This is a genomic window from Neobacillus sp. BP17, from assembly GCF_059579525.1.
The window spans coordinates 4,115,299-4,131,635 of record NZ_CM184198.1; the positions used below are offsets into that span (position 1 = coordinate 4,115,299).

A 16,337-nucleotide genomic window follows, 5' to 3' on the forward strand; every position below is an offset into this window, starting at 1 on the left:
CCTTCTTTCCTATCTTTTATGTCCGCCGACAAGTGTGGCCCGGTGTTTAGCCGTTCCGGCTGCCGTATAAGAAACAGCGCGCAACAAAGCACCTGAGCCAAAGCGTCTGCGCACCGTATCTACCACATAGCCAAGCTCACGCCGCTTATAAGCACCCATGTCGAAAAGGTCAAGCTGAAGCTCGATGTCTTCAACAATATTGCTGATGGCAATCGAAATTTGCCGTACCGTCTTTCCGGTATAATGCTCATGAAATAATTCAAGGCAAACACGGTAAAGCTCCATCGTCACATTTGTTGGCTGTCCGATCGTTCTCGAGCGATGAAAACCGCCGCCAAATTCATCCTGGCTATAGCCGACTCCGAGACTAATCGTTCTCCCTGCCTTTCGATGCGTCCGTGCCCTCCTTGCTACCTCCTCACACATTTCTAAAATGACCGTCTTAATTTCCGCTTCCTCTTTATAGTCCCTTAACAGAATTTGACTTTTTCCAAAGCTAATCTGCCCTTGAATAAGCGGTGCACCCAATTCAGAGAGATCAACACCCCAGGCATGATAATAAAGCTGGTTTCCCATGATGCCAAATTTCTTTTCCAACGTTTCTAAATCATAGCGAGCGAGCTGACCGACAGTAAAAATGCCCATCCCATTTAATGTTTTTTCCACGCGCCTGCCGATCCCCCACATTTCTCTAAGCGGAGACAGCTTCCAAAGCTTGGTTTGGACATCTTCATATGTCCACTCGGCCACTCCCTTTTTCTTGGCATCAAGGTCGAGACATAGCTTCGACAGTAGCATGTTCGGGCCAATTCCAACGGCACATGGCAATTGAAACTCCCGTTCAATATCATTCTTTATTTTTCGGGCGATCGTGTGGGCATCCCCCCACAACTGCATCGCACCATCCACTTTAATAAAGCTTTCATCGACGCTATAGACATGAATTGCTTCTTTTGGAACATAGCGATTAAATACACGCGAAATTTCTGTCGCAATTCGCAAATAGGTTGCCATTTTCGGTTCCACAATTTGAATCCTCGGGTCATTGGGAATCTCAAACATTCGCGAACCCGTTTTGATGCCAAATTCTTTTTTCATTCGCGGTGAAGCAGCCAGGACAATGCTTCCCTGCCGCTCTTTTTGACCGACAACGGCTAAATAACATTCCATTGGGTCAAGGCCGTGCATGACAGCCGAACAACTGGCATAAAAACTCTTCATGTCCACACATAAAATTTTATTTTGTGGCAGTACGCTGTAATCCACCATGACTGATCCCTCACAACTTAAATATCGAACATTCGTTCCTTTTTATTATATTCACTATCATAAGCGAATATGCGTTCGTATTCAATGGAAATTTTTTGGCATTTATTCATTTATGGAAACTGGATAAAAAATAGTATAATGTGAGTGAGGTGCATGTTTATGGATAAAAAACTAGTCGGGAAGATGATTAAAAATTGTTTTAAACAATATTACGAAGCGGACTCCATGCCTATTGGTGAAAAGGATTTGGAGATGCTCACAAAGCGAATTATCCAATTAAAAGAGGACGAACCAACTGCAGACTTATACGAGGTCATCAATGATACAGTGTATGAATTTTTAACAGGCTAATTATGCCATCAAAACAAAAAAAGCCCCTGATGAGAGGCTTTCTGCTTCATTGTTTATTTCTGATTAAAAGCCCGTCTGCCAATCCGTTCAAACAGTCGGGGGAAGAGTACGTACACAACGCTCCCCATATTCATCCAACGCGGCAAATTAATCTCCCTTGTTTTCGTCAGCATACTGTCAACGACCTTCTCGGCGACATACTCGGGCTTAAGCATAAATCTCTGCACATTTTTAACATAGGTGCCTTTTTCGTCGGCAATATTAAAAAAATTGGTAGCGATTGGACCAGGATTCACAGAGGTTACAAGTACATTAACATCTGCTAATTCCATCCGCAATGAGTTGGTGTAACCAAGAACCGCATGCTTTGAGGCCGAGTAGACACTTGATTTAGGTGTGGCAATTTTCCCAGCTTGAGAGGCAATATTAATAATATGGCCAAAACGCCTTTCACGCATTTTCGGCAGCACCATGCTTGTGCAGGCCATCAGCCCAACCACATTGACATCAAACATGCCTTTAATTTCATCCAATGTCGCCAAATGGGCTTCACGGAAGACTCCAAAGCCGGCATTATTAACAAGGATATCAATATCCCCAATTGTATCGAAAATCCGTTGAAAAACCTTCTTTACCTCAGCTGTGTCCGACACATCCAACTGATAAACAGCAACTTTAACGGGATGCTTTTGCTGGAGGTCCATTCGCAATTGCTCGAGCTTACTAATACTTCGTGCTAATAGCACAAGATTGGCCCCGCTAGAAGCACAAAGTTTAGCGATTTCTGCTCCGATACCTCCTGATGCACCAGTAATCACGATATTTTTACCTTTTAATTGTTCCCTAACCATTTCTACACCTCATCTGAGTTGATTCCAACTAAATTTTAGCCTGAAAAAGAACAGGATTCGTCCCCTTACTACTAATCTCCCCAATAGATGATAAATAGTCAAGTTGTGCGACGGTTTCGGAAATGGTCAGCATCAGTTCGCGCTGGTAAACCGACGGAAACAAGCGTTTACAGATTTCAAATACGGTCATCTCTTCTTCTTTTAACCAGCTATGAACCGTCATGGCCCGCTCGTGCTGCCGCACCAATCGTTTATCAACCAACTCTGCTAACTTATAAACTTCCTCCCCATGCCCTGTGTAGACACATTGAATGGGATACGAAAGCAGCTTCTTCATTGAGTCATTATGCTGCAGCTGTGGCTTCGGTCTTTCTGTTTCCCCAGGGGCTGGCGGCTCTAGCAATGGGTTGGGTGAGATATGTGCTAAAATTAAATCTCCGCCAATTAAAATTCCATCCTTTTCCCGGTAGAGGGCAATATGGCTTTGGGCATGCCCCGGTGTTTCAATGACCTGCCATTCATTAAGCCCAGGAGGTCTCATTCCCTCAACAAGATGGCCAGTCAATGAGCGGTTGCAAGAATATTTCAATGTTTTTCTTAAATTTGAAAGCAAAGGAAAGTATTCTTCAGGCAGACCGAATTCTAGAAAATACACACGAAAAAATTCTTCTTGCTCTTGAAAAAAAGCTTCAGTGGGATGAATCCATCGTTCATTCAGTTGATGACCATATACTTCTAAGGTGTCTGGAAAGTAATCAAGCATACCAACATGATCAGGGTGATGATGCGTTAGAATCACCTGCTCGATATCAGCAGGACTTAAGCCTAAATCCTCTAATTGCTCCTTAAACGACATCCAGGACTCTTCCGTTTTCACTCCCGCGTCAACAAGTGTTAAGCGCTCGCCTTTAATCAAATAAACATTGACATCCCCAACCGCAAAAGGAGTCGGCACCGTAATTTTTGCTATTCCGTCTTTCCATTTTGTCATTCCTAAAACCCCTTATCATTATTTTTGAATAAAGAATCCAATGGTATAAATACGAACATTATGTGACATTTATTATATATACTAAAGTGTAGCGACTTTTAAACCAATTGTCATTATTTCTGCATAATTTTTTAGAAAAAATAAAAAATTCGCTAAATTTATCTATTGACAGATAGGTTGTTTATCTTGCATAATCTAGTAAAAATTTGATTCGCTAAAGCGATGAATAAGGCCAGTAAATGAGAAATGGCGAAAGAGAGTGAAGTTCGATGGCTGAAAGACTTCACCGCCCTCTTAATCATTGAACCTACCTTAGGAGCACTTAGGAAAACCTAACGCACATCCGGCGTTATCGGAGTCGAGTGAACCCTTCTTGAAATTTAAGCAAGGGTAAATGAAGGTGGTACCACGGAAGCGAAACCTTTCGTCCTTTATGGATGAAGGGTTTTTTTATGTTTTCGGTAAAATAAAGGAGGAATAAACATGAAAAAAATCGCAATTATTGGCGCAGGATCGATGGCTGAAGCATTCATTTCAGGAATTCTTGAAAATGGTTTTATTGATAAAAAAAATATTTGGATCACGAACAATTCTAATCAAGAAAGATTAGCAACATTAGAAACACGTTATGGAATTCGAACGACTTATAATTTGAATGAACTGTTTGATCAAACAGACATTGTGATGTTAGCCATGAAACCAAAAGACGTCGCGACTGCTATTCAATCGATTCGTGAACACTTAACTGAAGAGATGCTCGTCGTTTCTGTCTTAGCAGGTGTATCCATGAATACCATTGAAACATTGGCAAGAATCCCACTTGCGATTGTAAGGTCCATGCCAAATACCTCGGCAGCGGTTGGAAAATCAGCTACTGCTGTTGCCGTGAATCATCGTGTTACCGATTCTCAGTTAGAAACAACTAAAACCTTATTTGGAACCGTCGGCATGGCTTCCGTTGTGGAAGAAGAACAATTAGATGCCGTAACTGGACTTTCCGGCAGCGGCCCCGCCTATATTTATTATCTAATTGAAGCAATGGAGAAAAGTGCCGTTGAAGTTGGTCTTGAAAAAGATATGGCCAGTGAATTGATTGTACAAACACTGCTTGGTGCAGCAGAAATGGTCAAAAACTCAAGTAAATCTTCTACCCAGCTGCGTAAAGACGTAACAAGTCCTGGCGGAACAACAGAAGCTGGGATTCGAGTGCTTGAGGAACACGGGGTACAAGAGGCTTTCATTTCATGTATCAAAGCAGCAACGGCCCAATCTAAAAAAATGGGAACTGAATTAAGTTCTAAGCTTCAAACTGCCGACCAACCTTCCTAAATTGGATTTTTGCCTTTATTACTTTAAACTAGGAAAAAAGGCTAGGGAAGTGTCATGCATGCTAACGATTTTATTTTCATTAGGAATTCTAGTCTGGATTATCTTTCTTATAGACGGAATGATTGGGCTGCGAAAAATAGATCCATTAGAAAAAGAGGAAGACTTAGCGCAAGGAGCATTGTTGACTGTAGTAGTTTCTGCCCGTAATGAGGAAAAGCAGATTGCTGCAAGCATCCTCAGCCAGTTAGAGCAAACCTACAAAAATGTGGAATGGATTCTCGTCAATGATCGGTCCACTGATGCCACAGGTACTATTATGGAAGAATTAACAACAAGAGACCCACGCATAAGGGTTATCCATATTGAGAAATTACCTGAGGGCTGGCTTGGGAAGAATAACGCCTTGTACACTGGTGCATGTCATGCTTCAGGTAGATGGCTATTGTTTACTGATGCCGACATACATTTTGAAAAACAAGCATTCGCAAAAGCGCTCCATTATTTTGAAAGAAATAAATTGGATCACCTAACTGCAGCGCCAAACTTAAGCGCTAAACGGTTTTGGTTAAAATCATTTGTTGCCTTTTTCCTGTTTGGCTTTTCATATTTCAAACGCCCGTGGTTAGCCAACAACCCCAAATCAAAGATTGGAACAGGAATCGGCGCTTTTAATCTTGTTTTAAAAGAATCTTATGAGTCATTCGGAACACATGAAAGAATAAAAATGCGCCCGGATGATGACTTACAGCTTGGGATGAAGATGAAAAAGGCTGGTTATCGACAAAGAATCATAACTGCATTACATTTAATCGAAGTAGAATGGTATGGAAGTTTAAAGGAGGCCTTCATCGGGCTAGAAAAGAATACATTTGCCGGATTACACTACCGAATCAGTATGGTGATTTTTGCAATCCTCGGTGTATTTATCACCAACGTTCTGCCCTTTTTGATGATTTTTTCCGGGAACAAGACTGTTGCCCTATTATCCATCGGAAATATAATAATAAGTGGAATACTTTATGTAATGGTCATAAAAAAACTAACCTTATTCTCTCCGCTCATGTTTTTGGTTTTGCCAATCACAGCCTTACTATTTATTTATTCAATTATCCGGGCAAGCCTTCTAACCTTTAAGCGCGGCGGGATTGTTTGGAGGGGAACCACCTATCGGTTAAGCGAACTCCGGGAGGAAGAGTAGAAACTGTTTTTTTTCAATAAAACATTCCTTTTGCTATACTAAAAAGGAATGTTTATTATTTAATTTTATGGAGGCTTCTAAAATGGCAGTAAAACTATTTTCCCCCTATACCATAAAGGGTGTCACATTTAAAAATCGAGTTGTCATGGCGCCCATGTGCATGTATTCGAGTCATAACGAAGATGGACATATACAAAACTGGCATCGCACTCACTATACAAGCAGGGCAGTTGGCCAGGTAGGGCTGATTATTGTTGAAGCAACATCGGTAACACCTCAAGGCAGAATTACACCTCGTGATTTAGGTATATGGAGTGATAAGCATGTAGAGGGCTTCACTGAGCTTGTAAGTCTAATGAAAGAGCATGGAGCCAAAACAGGCATTCAACTCGCCCATGCTGGCAGAAAAGCAGTGTTAGAAGGTGAAATTCTTGCTCCATCTGCACTAGCTTTTAATGAGAAAATGAAAACGCCAAAGGAAATGTCCAAAACAGATATCGAAGAAACAATCGAAGCATTTAAAAAAGGCGCAGAGCGTGCTGCAAAAGCTGGTTTCGATGTAATCGAAATCCATGGTGCTCATGGGTATCTTATCAACGAATTCCTTTCGCCGCTATCCAATAAAAGAACTGACGAATACGGGGGATCAGCACAGAACCGCTACAGATTCCTCCGCGATGTGATTGATGCCGTAAAAACCGTTTGGGATGGTCCATTATTTGTGAGAGTTTCCGCACATGATTACCACGAAGAAGGATTGTCTCCAAATGATTACATACATTATAGTCAATGGATGAAAGAACAAGGTGTCGATTTAATCGATGTAAGTTCTGGTGCGCTTGTCCCTGCCCATATTGACGTATATCCCGGATACCAAGTAAAATACTCGGAAACCATTAAGAATGGTGCCAGCATTCCCACCGGTGCGGTAGGATTAATCACTACGGGGATCCAAGCGGAGGAAATCTTACAAAATGAAAGAGCCGATTTAGTCTTTTTAGCTCGTGAATTGCTTCGCGATCCGTATTGGCCGAGGACTGCAGCGAAGGAGCTTGGTGTAAATATTGAAGGACCAAAACAATACGAACGCGGCTGGATTTGAACCATTTAAATCAAACGCACTTACCTATAACTTAGGTAAGTGTGTTTTTATATTATTTAAGTGGCAGCTTTATTTCTTTAAAATCCTCAGCAATATCCGTATTCGAAAATACTTCTTTCGCCTCATCTACTAACTCTTGCCAAGCATTGCGGTCATAACGAGAGCTTATGTGTGTAAGACACAACAATTTACTATGGGCCTTCTTTGCAACATCTGCAGCCTGATGTGTGGTTGAATGAAAATAGTCATGGGCCAGCTTTTCTTCATGAGCAGAAAAAGTCGCTTCATGTACCAAAAGATCGGCATTCATAGCCAATGAAATGGCATTTTCACAGTAGCGGGTATCCCCTAAAATCGTCACAACTCTCCCCTTCTGTTCAGGACCAAGAAACTCAGTTGGATCAATCGTTCTGCCATCATCAAGAGTTACAGCTTCACCATTTTTAATTTTTCTAAAGATTGGCCCCGGCTGGACCCCTGCTTCTTTCAATTTATCAGCAAGTAATGTTCCAGGCCTGTCCTTTTCTACTATCCGATACCCATAGGAAGGTATACCGTGGTCTAGCCGGCGGGATTCCACTAAAAACTGCTCATCCTCAAAAATAATTCCCTCTTCAATTTCAATGACAACTAGAGGATATTTCAAATAAGTCTGGCTTATTGATAGACTGACATGAATATAGTCTTTTATCCCTTTGGGGCCATAAACGGTTACCTCTGATTCCCCGCCTTGAAAAGAGCGGCTTGATAATAATCCTGGCAGCCCGTAGATATGATCACCGTGAAGATGTGTAATAAAGATTTTTTCGATTCGCCGTGGTTTTATGGGAGTATGCAAAATTTGATGCTGGGTAGCCTCACCGGCATCGAATAACCAAACCGCCCCCCGCTCCTCAAGCAATTTCAGTGCAATGGACGTGACATTGCGGAGTTTTGCCGGCATTCCAGCCCCTGTTCCTAGGAAAAAAATATCCACAATAATAAACTCCTCTCAAATTCCGTTCCTTGGATTCCAATATTGATAATATAGCACAAAAAAATATTATTTTCTCCTCCATGGGCAGCTAGTAATTAGTGAATATCAGGGATTATTTTGTGAAAAATAAAAAAAATTGTCAAATTGCGTTGTATTATTTTTGCGAAGTCTAGTCGAATGAGATAAAATCAAACAATATAAACATAAGAGCAATATACATTTTTACATAAACAGAAAAGAGGTATTTACTTTGGAGCAAACTGGAAACATGACTTCATTAATTATGATTTTTGGTGCGACTGGTGATTTAGCAAAAAGGAAGTTGTTTCCTTCCCTTTACCGGTTATATGAGAAAGGAAAATTAACTAAATTTGCGGTGATTGGGGTTGCAAGAAGATCGCTATCCAATGATGAATTTCAGCATTCAGTCAAAGACTCGGTCATCTCAGCCTTAGGAAATAAAGATAAGATTGATGATTTTATCTCGCATTTTTACTATCAATCGCATGATGTTAGTGATTCCAACTCTTACGCTTTGTTAAAAAATTTAGCGGATGAGATTGATGAAAACTATCAATTAGAAGGCAATCGTATCTTTTACCTTGCAATGGCTCCTGAATTTTTCGGAACGATTGCTTTACACTTAAAATCAGACAAACTTACAGAGGTAAAGGGCTATAAACGCCTCGTCATTGAGAAACCATTTGGACATGACTTAGAATCTGCCATCGAGTTAAATAGACAAATTAGAAGTGCATTTAAAGAAAAAGAAGTCTATCGTATCGATCATTATTTAGGGAAAGAAATGGTAAGGAATATCGAAGTTATACGTTTCGCTAATGCTATTTTTGAGCCGCTTTGGAATAACCGTTATATTTCAAATATTCAAATCACCTCCAGTGAGATCCTCGGGGTTGAAGAACGCGGCCGTTATTATGAAACAAGCGGCGCCCTTAGAGATATGCTTCAAAACCACATGATGCAAATGGTAGCCTTGCTTGCGATGGAACCTCCAATCAACCTCTCTACCGATGAAATTCGTTCCGAAAAAGTTCGTGTGTTTCGTGCACTTCGATCGGTTGAAGGAGAAGAGGTTAATAATTATTTTGTCCGCGGCCAATACGGCGAGGGTACGATTGAGGATGTTCCAGTTCCTGCCTATCGTGATGAAACGATGGTGGACAAAGAATCGAATACAGAAACTTTTGTTGCCGGTAAAATTATGATTGATAATTTCCGCTGGGCTGGTGTTCCGTTCTACATTCGGACAGGAAAAAGAATGTCAACAAAATCAACCAAAATTGTTGTTCAATTCAAAGATATTCCAATGAATTTATATTATCAAACGGAAAAAATGTTAAATCCAAATCTACTAGTGATTCATATTCAACCTGAAGAAGGAATTACGTTGCATCTAAACGCTAAGAAAGCTGGCGGACACTTAGATGCACAGGAGGTAAAACTTAGCTTTGCCAACACCGGCATCCATGCGATGAACACGCCTGAAGGCTATGAAAAGCTTCTTTACGATTGCATGCGGGGCGATGCCACGAATTTTACGCATTGGGATGAAGTTGCCTATTCTTGGAGTTTTGTGGATAAAATTTCCGCAGTCTGGGAAAATAACAAGGCTGACAACTTTCCAAATTATCAATCTGGAACCATGGGACCAAAAAAGGCGGATGAGCTTTTAGAAAAAGACGGCTTCTTCTGGTGGCCGGTAACAGATTTAGAAGTAGATATTTGTAAATAAGAAATTCAAAAAGCACTACTTTTGTTATGAAAGCAAAAGTGGTGCTTTTTAGTCTGGGTCATTATTTTTTTTGGGAAGAGTTTGGAGAAAGTCTTTATTAAAGCTCGTTCCAGTACCGATATTATCCGAGGAAGGGGCTTGATGTTCCCCCGCATTTTCAATGATTTTTTTTCCGTATTTTTCACGAAGACTAGATAGAGTATTTAGTAAAGGCTCTTTTTTGGCATCCTTTTCATAAGAAAATAAATCTAGCTGTTTAAAGGCTCGGGTATGCTCCACTAAATCGGTGCCTGTGATTCCTAACAGTCGAACAGCATCGCCATTCCAAGCTTTCAGGAAAATCTGCTGAGCAAATGAAGATATCTCATCTTTATAATTAATAGGGTTCGGAAGTTTTTTACTTCTAGTAATCGTTCTTCGATCCTTATATCGGATGGTGATTCCAAGCGTTCCCGCAAGGACCTTCTTTCGCTTCAGTCTAACGGAAACCGTTTCAGCTAATGATGTTAATACACGAAGTAGTTCCTGTTGATTACTAACATCCCGAGGAAGGGTTGTTGAATTTCCAATGCTCTTAAATTCCTCAATTGATTCCGGATCAACTGGGCGGTGATCAATCCCATTGGCTCTTTCTTTTAATCGAATTCCATTAATCCCAAGCAGTGTTTTCAGTTGAATCTCATTTCCCTTTGCTAACTCACCAATGGTATGAATCCCCATTGTTTGTAATTTTTCCGCTGTCTTTTTTCCGACGCCATGCATTTCGTTTGTGTTCAACGGCCAAAGAACTATGGGAATATCACGTTTTCGAAGAATGGTAATCCCCATTGGCTTTTTCATATCGGATGCGGTTTTCGCTAAAAATTTATTAGGCGCTATCCCTATACTGCAAGGAATATCTAATTGTTCCAATATCCTTTTTTGAATACTTTCAGCGATTTCAATTGGACTCCCCTTTTCAAAGCTTTCTGTAATATCTAAGTATCCTTCATCAATCGAAACAGGTTCAACAATTTCCGTATAATGTCTGAGAATTTCAAACATAGCAATAGAAACTGCACGATAGCGCTCAAAATTCGGTTTCATGACGATTAACTGGGGACATAGCTTTCTCGCTTCCCAAAGCGCCATCGTTGTTTTGACACCGAATTTTCTTGCCTCGTAATTGCAGGTGACAATGATTCCTCTGCGTTCCTCGACATTACCAGCGATTGCAAGTGGTTTCCCCTTCAGATTAGGATCATAGGCCATTTCAACGGATGCATAAAAGCTATTCATATCTACATGTAAAATAACTCTTCCGTTTTTCGGGTACATTTCCTTCATGCTCGCACTTCCTTAACTCACTTTTTCTTCTCTTAGTATATCAAAAAGGAGAACCGCGGTTAGGTTCTCCTCCATAAGATTATTGATTTGCCACTTCATCGATTATAGCAAGTGTCATTTCTGCCAGCTTATACAATTCTTCCACTGGCATGCGTTCATTGGTTGTATGAATTTCTTCATAGCCAACAGCTAGATTGACAGTTGGAATATTAAAGCCAGCAAATACGTTTGCATCACTGCCGCCGCCGCTATGCTGAAGCTCACAACTACGGCCGATTTTTGCAGCAGCCTTACGAGCCACTTCGACAACATGGTCGCCTTCGCCAAATTTAAATCCTGGATACATGACTTCCACATTAACTTCGGCTCTGCCGCCCATTTCTGCTGCCACTGTTTCAAATGCTTCCTTCATTTTGCTTACCTGCGCTTGCATTTTTTCAGGAATCAGAGAACGGGCCTCAGCTAAAATATCCACACGGTCACAAACGATATTGGTTGCTTGACCACCCTCAAAGCGTCCAATGTTAGCCGTTGTTTCGTGATCGATTCTTCCTAATGGCATCCTCGCAATCGATTTTGCTGCAATCGTAATCGCGGAAACACCTTTTTCAGGTGCAACACCTGCATGAGCTGTTTTTCCGTAAATAACGGTTTTTACCTTTGCTTGTGTTGGAGCAGCTACAACTACATTACCAACTAGGCCATCGCTATCCAATGCGTAACCGAATTTTGCTTTCATCAGTGAGGAATCAAGTGCTTTTGCACCGACAAGACCGGACTCTTCCCCAACAGTAATCACGAATTGAATCAGACCATGCGGGATGTTTTGTTCTTTTAACTGACGGATGGTTTCAAGCATAACAGAAATTCCAGTTTTATCATCGGCACCTAAGATTGTTGTGCCATCCGTAACCACATAGCCGTCTTTTATAGAAGGTTTTACACCTTTAGCTGGTGTAACAGTATCCATATGACAAGTAAAATAAATCGGGTCAACGCCCTCTTTAGTTGCCGCTAGCGTACAAACCAGATTGCCTGCACCATGCCCTGTCACCGCAGTCGTATCATCTTCAAACACTTCAAGACCAAGTTCTGTAAATTTTTGTTTTAACACCTTGGCAATTTCGGTCTCAAATTTTGTTTCTGAGTCAATTTGCACAAGTTCTAAAAACTCATTCAATAGACGTTCCTGATTAACCATTATATTGAACCTCCAATTATGTACTCATTGTCCAGCTCTAAGCGCCAATGCCGCTTTCGCTTTTCCTATTTTAGTATACCTTTTAATAAAAGTATCATCAAATGATAGAGAGCACATCCAAAAAGGTTAAAAGAGAGTTTAATTACAGCGGGATGTTCCCATGTTTTTTATATGGCCTTGACTCTTTTTTGGTTCTAAGCATTTCTAAGCCTTGGACAATTTTCATTCTAGTTTCGCGTGGGTCAATCACATCATCGACCATTCCTCTGCTCGCTGCCACATAGGGATTGGCAAACTTTTCACGGTATTCATCAATTTTCTGCTGTCTTGTCAGTTCTGGATTCTCACTATTGTTAATTTCCTTCGCAAAAATAATATTAGCGGCTCCTTGAGGTCCCATAACTGCAATTTCAGCATTCGGCCAGGCAAATACCAAATCAGCACCAATTGATTTACTGTTTAACGCAACATAGGCACCGCCATAAGCTTTTCTTAAGATCACTGTTAACTTCGGAACGGTCGCCTCGGAATAAGCAAATAAGATTTTTGCCCCATGGCGAATGATTCCACCGTGTTCCTGCTTGACTCCAGGGAAGAAGCCTGTCACATCCTCAAAAGTGATGATTGGGATATTAAAAGAATCACAGGTTCTGATAAATCGCGCCGCTTTATCAGAAGAATCGATATCCAGGCCGCCAGCCATCACCTTTGGCTGATTACAAACAAGACCTACAGATTCACCTTTAATTCGCGCAAATCCAACCACGATATTTCTAGCAAAATCCTTTTGAACTTCCATGAAACTGCTCTCGTCAACCACTTGGTCGATGACATTGCGGACATCATACGGACGAACCGTATCAAATGGAATAACATCCATTAAATCCGGACGATAATCTTCGTCATCCTTTACCTCAAACCTAGGAGCCTTCTCTTCATTATTCTGCGGAAGATAGCTTAACAGCCTGCGGACGTTTTGTAACACCACTTCTTCTGAATCAGCCTGAAAATGGGCATTTCCACTAATGGAGCTATGGACATTCGCCCCACCCAATTCTTCTGCTGAAATCTTCTCACCTGTCACTGTTTCAATGACTTTAGGTCCAGTAATAAACATTTGACTCGACTTTTCCACCATAAATACAAAATCAGTAATCGCTGGTGAATAGACAGCACCGCCCGCACATGGACCCATAATTACCGAGATTTGCGGAATGACACCGGAATAAATTGCATTTCGGTAAAAAATATGTCCATACCCATCTAATGAGACAACGCCTTCCTGAATGCGTGCCCCGCCGGAATCATTTAAACCGACAAAAGGGGCTCCATTTTTCGCTGCTAAGTCCATGACATTAGCAATCTTCTTGGCATGCATTTCCCCTAATGCTCCGCCAAAAACAGTAAAATCTTGGGAAAAAAGATAAATAGGCCGACCATTTACTTTTCCGTAACCAGTCACCACTCCGTCCCCTGGCCCCTTTTGCTCATCTAGACCAAAATCATTTGTACGGTGCTCAATGAAAGGATTTAGTTCAAAAAATGTGCCTTTATCTACTAAAAGATCGATTCTTTCCCTAGCAGTCAATTTGCCTTTTTGATGCTGTTTCTCAATTCTCTCATCGCCGCCGCCCAACTCAACCTCACGACGTTTATCATACAACTCATTTATTTTTTCATAGATGTCTATCATTTTACCCCTTCATCCCTTTCTTCTCACAAAGCTCGAATAAAACCCCAGATGTCGATTTTGGATGCATGAAAGCAATATTTGCCCCACCAGCCCCAGGTCTTGGCTGCTCATCAATCATACGTATCCCTTTTTCCTTCATTTCGCGAATTCTTTCTTCGATCGAATCCACCCCAAGGGCAACATGGTGGACTCCCTCACCGCGTTTTTCGATAAATTTGGCAATGGTACTTTCCTCTGAAGTGGGCTCAAGCAGTTCAAGCTTAGTACTTCCTGCCTGTAAAAAGGCAACTCTTACCTTTTGAGTATCCACCTCTTCGATCCCTACCAAAGGCAGATTTAACACATCGGTATAAAAAGAAAGCGTTTTCTCAAGAGACTTCACTGCAATCCCAATATGGTCGACTTTTTTAATCATTTTTACCCCTCTGTTCTAAAAATTAAAATTTATTCGACAATAATCTTATTCGTTAAAAAGTTCATAAATCCTTCCTTAATTACTTAGTTGTTCCGTTGTTCATTTTTGCATTTCCTTGTACAATATAAGTAAAGTTTCAATCAGTTAAGGGAGGTACCCATTTTGAAAAGTAAGAAAACGAGAAAAATCATTGTTTATTTAATGTTATTTGCTATGCTTGCCTCAACACTACTCATTGGAATTGGTCAATTTCTGTCATAATATAAAAAAAGGGACTGTTTCCATTTGAACAGTCCCTTTTCCTATTTAATTGCTCCATGATCTTTTGCTAGTGTCTCATATGATTTTTTTGAAGAAATAACTAATACTTTTGTTCCTAATGGAATGATCGGATATAGTGAGGTAACCACTTCATTTTGAGTGCGGATACAGCCTTGAGAGACATATTTGCCGATTGAAGCAGGCTGATTCGTTCCATGGATGCCATAGATTCTTCCATCTGTTCCCTTTGCATCAAAGCCAATCCACCTCGCTCCCAGTGGATTCTTAGGATCTCCTCCAGGGATATTCCCTTTCCGAAAATAAGGTTCTTTGGCCTTTACTGTAATGGTGAAAAGACCTTCAGGTGTCAGCTCTTGTGTTTTTCCCGTTCCGACACTTACAACCGTTTGTACTTTGTTTTCATTAATAAAAGCCATTTCATTTTTACTTTTATTCACAATAAGAAATGGATCACCTGGCATAGGGTTTGGCCCCAAAGGCCAAAGTGGTGACATGAAAAAAGCAATCAGGATTGGCGATAAAATTTTTATCAAAGCAGCCACCTGCCTTTTTTTTCCTAGTTTGCTTCAATCTCCTTCTGTTCATTCACTTTAACCGCTGTTTTTATTCCCTTAAATGAACTTTTAATAATTAGATATTCGTTCATTTCATTTACCAACTGCAGCAGAGCTGCCCTCGTTACAAATTCTTCTCTTGTCTTTGGGAGCTCCATTTCCTCAAATTCCTTTTTCATTTCTCTTAATTTTTCAAGATATATATAAGCTGTATTTCCAGGATGGACATTTTCAGAAAGTTCTTCCAGAAACTCCGCTACCATATGCCCTTGCTTTACCGTCCGGGTAAGGGAAGTGACAATTGGTAAGACACGTTCGATAATTTCAAATTGCTTTTGTCTCATTTTAAAATAATGAAAATATATATTCTCATCTCGTAAAAAATGATTTTCAACATCCTGAAGGGCTATGGCTATCGCTTCATCAAGTAGACGCGCACCAACCGTAATCTCTTTACCATCCCAATTACTATCCCCAGTCCGTAAATAACGTACCATTTCAACGAAGATGATTCTAAAATTCTCCTCAATCTCACTTTGATAATCCTTTAGTTTTTTCTCAACGCTCGGCATATAAAGATTAATAAGTAATGCGACCCCAATACCAATCGTGATTACCCCAAGCTCATTTAGAAAAATGGCCAAGGTTATTTTTTTTGCCATATAAATATGTAGAATAATAACACTACTTGTCACAATTCCGTCAGGAGCCTTCAACATGACAATCGTTGGGATAAAGAAAAATAACATAATCCCAATTACAATTGGATGATAAGCGATTAGCTCAAAAAAAACGGCAGAAAAAGGCATTGCTAATACACAGGCTAAAAAGCGAGCCCATGCTGTTCTGAACGACCTCCGCTTTGTCACCTGGATACATAATATGGTCAGTATTCCTGCAGAAGCAAAGTTCTGCAGTCCTATTTGCTGAGCAAGTAAAATTGAAATGGCTGTCCCAATAGCTGTTTTAATTGTCCGATATCCAATCCGAAATTTCATAGGTACCTCTCCAAATTATTAAAAAATAGGCTGTGTTAAAGATTAATG

The 16,337-nt window shown here is 40.6% G+C and carries 16 protein-coding genes; 6 read left to right on the forward strand and 10 right to left on the reverse strand.

What is annotated here, in order from left to right; translation table 11 throughout:
• Positions 1–9: 9 nt before the first annotated feature.
• Positions 10–1,269, reverse strand: coding sequence for a Y-family DNA polymerase (locus tag AC4QJR_RS20080; RefSeq protein ID WP_496523976.1), 1,260 nt, complete (start codon positions 1,267–1,269; stop codon positions 10–12).
• 159 nt (positions 1,270–1,428) lie between these two features.
• Between AC4QJR_RS20080 and AC4QJR_RS20085 the strand changes: the two genes are divergently transcribed.
• Positions 1,429–1,620 carry a YqzH family protein gene (locus tag AC4QJR_RS20085; protein WP_496523977.1) on the forward strand — a complete coding sequence of 64 codons (192 nt, stop codon included), beginning with the start codon at positions 1,429–1,431 and terminating at the stop codon, positions 1,618–1,620.
• A 53-nt stretch (positions 1,621–1,673) separates the two neighbouring features.
• On the opposite strand, the gene AC4QJR_RS20090 is transcribed toward AC4QJR_RS20085, so the two are convergent.
• Positions 1,674–2,471, reverse strand: coding sequence for an SDR family NAD(P)-dependent oxidoreductase (locus tag AC4QJR_RS20090; protein WP_375375681.1), 798 nt, complete (start codon positions 2,469–2,471; stop codon positions 1,674–1,676).
• Between the two features lie 28 nt (positions 2,472–2,499).
• Positions 2,500–3,462, reverse strand: coding sequence for an MBL fold metallo-hydrolase (locus AC4QJR_RS20095; RefSeq protein WP_496523978.1), 963 nt, complete (start codon positions 3,460–3,462; stop codon positions 2,500–2,502).
• 483 nt (positions 3,463–3,945) lie between these two features.
• Between AC4QJR_RS20095 and proC the strand changes: the two genes are divergently transcribed.
• From proC to namA, 3 genes are all read left to right on the forward strand, one after another.
• Positions 3,946–4,791, forward strand: coding sequence for a pyrroline-5-carboxylate reductase (proC, locus tag AC4QJR_RS20100; protein ID WP_496523979.1), 846 nt, complete (start codon positions 3,946–3,948; stop codon positions 4,789–4,791).
• 58 nt (positions 4,792–4,849) lie between these two features.
• A complete protein-coding gene (locus tag AC4QJR_RS20105) occupies positions 4,850–5,989 on the forward strand; it encodes a glycosyltransferase family 2 protein (RefSeq protein ID WP_496523980.1) in 1,140 nt (379 codons plus the stop codon).
• 82 nt (positions 5,990–6,071) lie between these two features.
• Entirely contained in the window at positions 6,072–7,091 is a 1,020-nt protein-coding gene (gene namA / locus AC4QJR_RS20110) for an NADPH dehydrogenase NamA (RefSeq protein ID WP_375375677.1), read from the forward strand.
• Positions 7,092–7,143: 52 nt separating this feature from the next.
• Here namA and rnz read toward each other — a convergent pair whose 3' ends face one another.
• A complete protein-coding gene (rnz, locus tag AC4QJR_RS20115) occupies positions 7,144–8,067 on the reverse strand; it encodes a ribonuclease Z (protein ID WP_496523981.1) in 924 nt (307 codons plus the stop codon).
• Positions 8,068–8,350: 283 nt separating this feature from the next.
• On the opposite strand from rnz, the gene zwf reads away from it, so the two are divergent.
• The gene (gene zwf, locus AC4QJR_RS20120) at positions 8,351–9,820 is read left to right on the forward strand and encodes a glucose-6-phosphate dehydrogenase (protein ID WP_098574933.1); all 1,470 of its coding nucleotides are present in this window, start codon (positions 8,351–8,353) and stop codon (positions 9,818–9,820) included.
• A gap of 48 nt (positions 9,821–9,868) precedes the next feature.
• Here zwf and AC4QJR_RS20125 read toward each other — a convergent pair whose 3' ends face one another.
• The 4 genes from AC4QJR_RS20125 to mce form a co-directional block, all read right to left on the reverse strand.
• The gene (locus AC4QJR_RS20125) at positions 9,869–11,146 is read right to left on the reverse strand and encodes a DNA polymerase IV (RefSeq protein WP_496523982.1); all 1,278 of its coding nucleotides are present in this window, start codon (positions 11,144–11,146) and stop codon (positions 9,869–9,871) included.
• A gap of 79 nt (positions 11,147–11,225) precedes the next feature.
• Positions 11,226–12,347: a tripeptidase T gene (locus tag AC4QJR_RS20130; RefSeq protein WP_375375674.1), complete on the reverse strand. Its 1,122-nt coding sequence runs from the start codon at positions 12,345–12,347 to the stop codon at positions 11,226–11,228.
• A gap of 142 nt (positions 12,348–12,489) precedes the next feature.
• Positions 12,490–14,040 (reverse strand): acyl-CoA carboxylase subunit beta, encoded by a 1,551-nt coding sequence (locus AC4QJR_RS20135; protein WP_496523983.1) that lies wholly within the window; start codon positions 14,038–14,040, stop codon positions 12,490–12,492.
• A gap of 1 nt (position 14,041) precedes the next feature.
• Entirely contained in the window at positions 14,042–14,455 is a 414-nt protein-coding gene (gene mce / locus AC4QJR_RS20140) for a methylmalonyl-CoA epimerase (protein ID WP_496523984.1), read from the reverse strand.
• A gap of 162 nt (positions 14,456–14,617) precedes the next feature.
• On the opposite strand from mce, the gene prli42 reads away from it, so the two are divergent.
• Positions 14,618–14,716 carry a stressosome-associated protein Prli42 gene (gene prli42 / locus AC4QJR_RS20145; RefSeq protein WP_155928433.1) on the forward strand — a complete coding sequence of 33 codons (99 nt, stop codon included), beginning with the start codon at positions 14,618–14,620 and terminating at the stop codon, positions 14,714–14,716.
• A gap of 41 nt (positions 14,717–14,757) precedes the next feature.
• Here the strand turns inward: prli42 and AC4QJR_RS20150 are convergent, their stop codons facing one another.
• Both AC4QJR_RS20150 and AC4QJR_RS20155 read right to left on the reverse strand, forming a co-directional pair.
• Entirely contained in the window at positions 14,758–15,270 is a 513-nt protein-coding gene (locus tag AC4QJR_RS20150) for a L,D-transpeptidase (RefSeq protein ID WP_257148538.1), read from the reverse strand.
• A 23-nt stretch (positions 15,271–15,293) separates the two neighbouring features.
• The gene (locus AC4QJR_RS20155) at positions 15,294–16,289 is read right to left on the reverse strand and encodes an aromatic acid exporter family protein (RefSeq protein WP_375375671.1); all 996 of its coding nucleotides are present in this window, start codon (positions 16,287–16,289) and stop codon (positions 15,294–15,296) included.
• Positions 16,290–16,337 lie beyond the last annotated feature (48 nt).

Excerpts from the sequence above, each read along its gene's own strand:
- AC4QJR_RS20095 (WP_496523978.1), bottom strand. The coding sequence starts at position 3,462 with ATGACAAAATGGAAAGACGGAATAGCAAAAATTACGGTGCCGACTCCT.
- AC4QJR_RS20080 (WP_496523976.1), bottom strand. The coding sequence starts at position 1,269 with ATGGTGGATTACAGCGTACTGCCACAAAATAAAATTTTATGTGTGGAC.
- proC (WP_496523979.1), top strand. The coding sequence starts at position 3,946 with ATGAAAAAAATCGCAATTATTGGCGCAGGATCGATGGCTGAAGCATTC.
- zwf (WP_098574933.1), top strand. The coding sequence starts at position 8,351 with ATGATTTTTGGTGCGACTGGTGATTTAGCAAAAAGGAAGTTGTTTCCT.
- AC4QJR_RS20130 (WP_375375674.1), bottom strand. The coding sequence starts at position 12,347 with ATGGTTAATCAGGAACGTCTATTGAATGAGTTTTTAGAACTTGTGCAA.
- AC4QJR_RS20090 (WP_375375681.1), bottom strand. The coding sequence starts at position 2,471 with ATGGTTAGGGAACAATTAAAAGGTAAAAATATCGTGATTACTGGTGCA.
- AC4QJR_RS20125 (WP_496523982.1), bottom strand. The coding sequence starts at position 11,146 with ATGAAGGAAATGTACCCGAAAAACGGAAGAGTTATTTTACATGTAGAT.
- mce (WP_496523984.1), bottom strand. The coding sequence starts at position 14,455 with ATGATTAAAAAAGTCGACCATATTGGGATTGCAGTGAAGTCTCTTGAG.
- AC4QJR_RS20135 (WP_496523983.1), bottom strand. The coding sequence starts at position 14,040 with ATGATAGACATCTATGAAAAAATAAATGAGTTGTATGATAAACGTCGT.
- AC4QJR_RS20085 (WP_496523977.1), top strand. The coding sequence starts at position 1,429 with ATGGATAAAAAACTAGTCGGGAAGATGATTAAAAATTGTTTTAAACAA.
- AC4QJR_RS20155 (WP_375375671.1), bottom strand. The coding sequence starts at position 16,289 with ATGAAATTTCGGATTGGATATCGGACAATTAAAACAGCTATTGGGACA.
- namA (WP_375375677.1), top strand. The coding sequence starts at position 6,072 with ATGGCAGTAAAACTATTTTCCCCCTATACCATAAAGGGTGTCACATTT.
- AC4QJR_RS20105 (WP_496523980.1), top strand. The coding sequence starts at position 4,850 with ATGCTAACGATTTTATTTTCATTAGGAATTCTAGTCTGGATTATCTTT.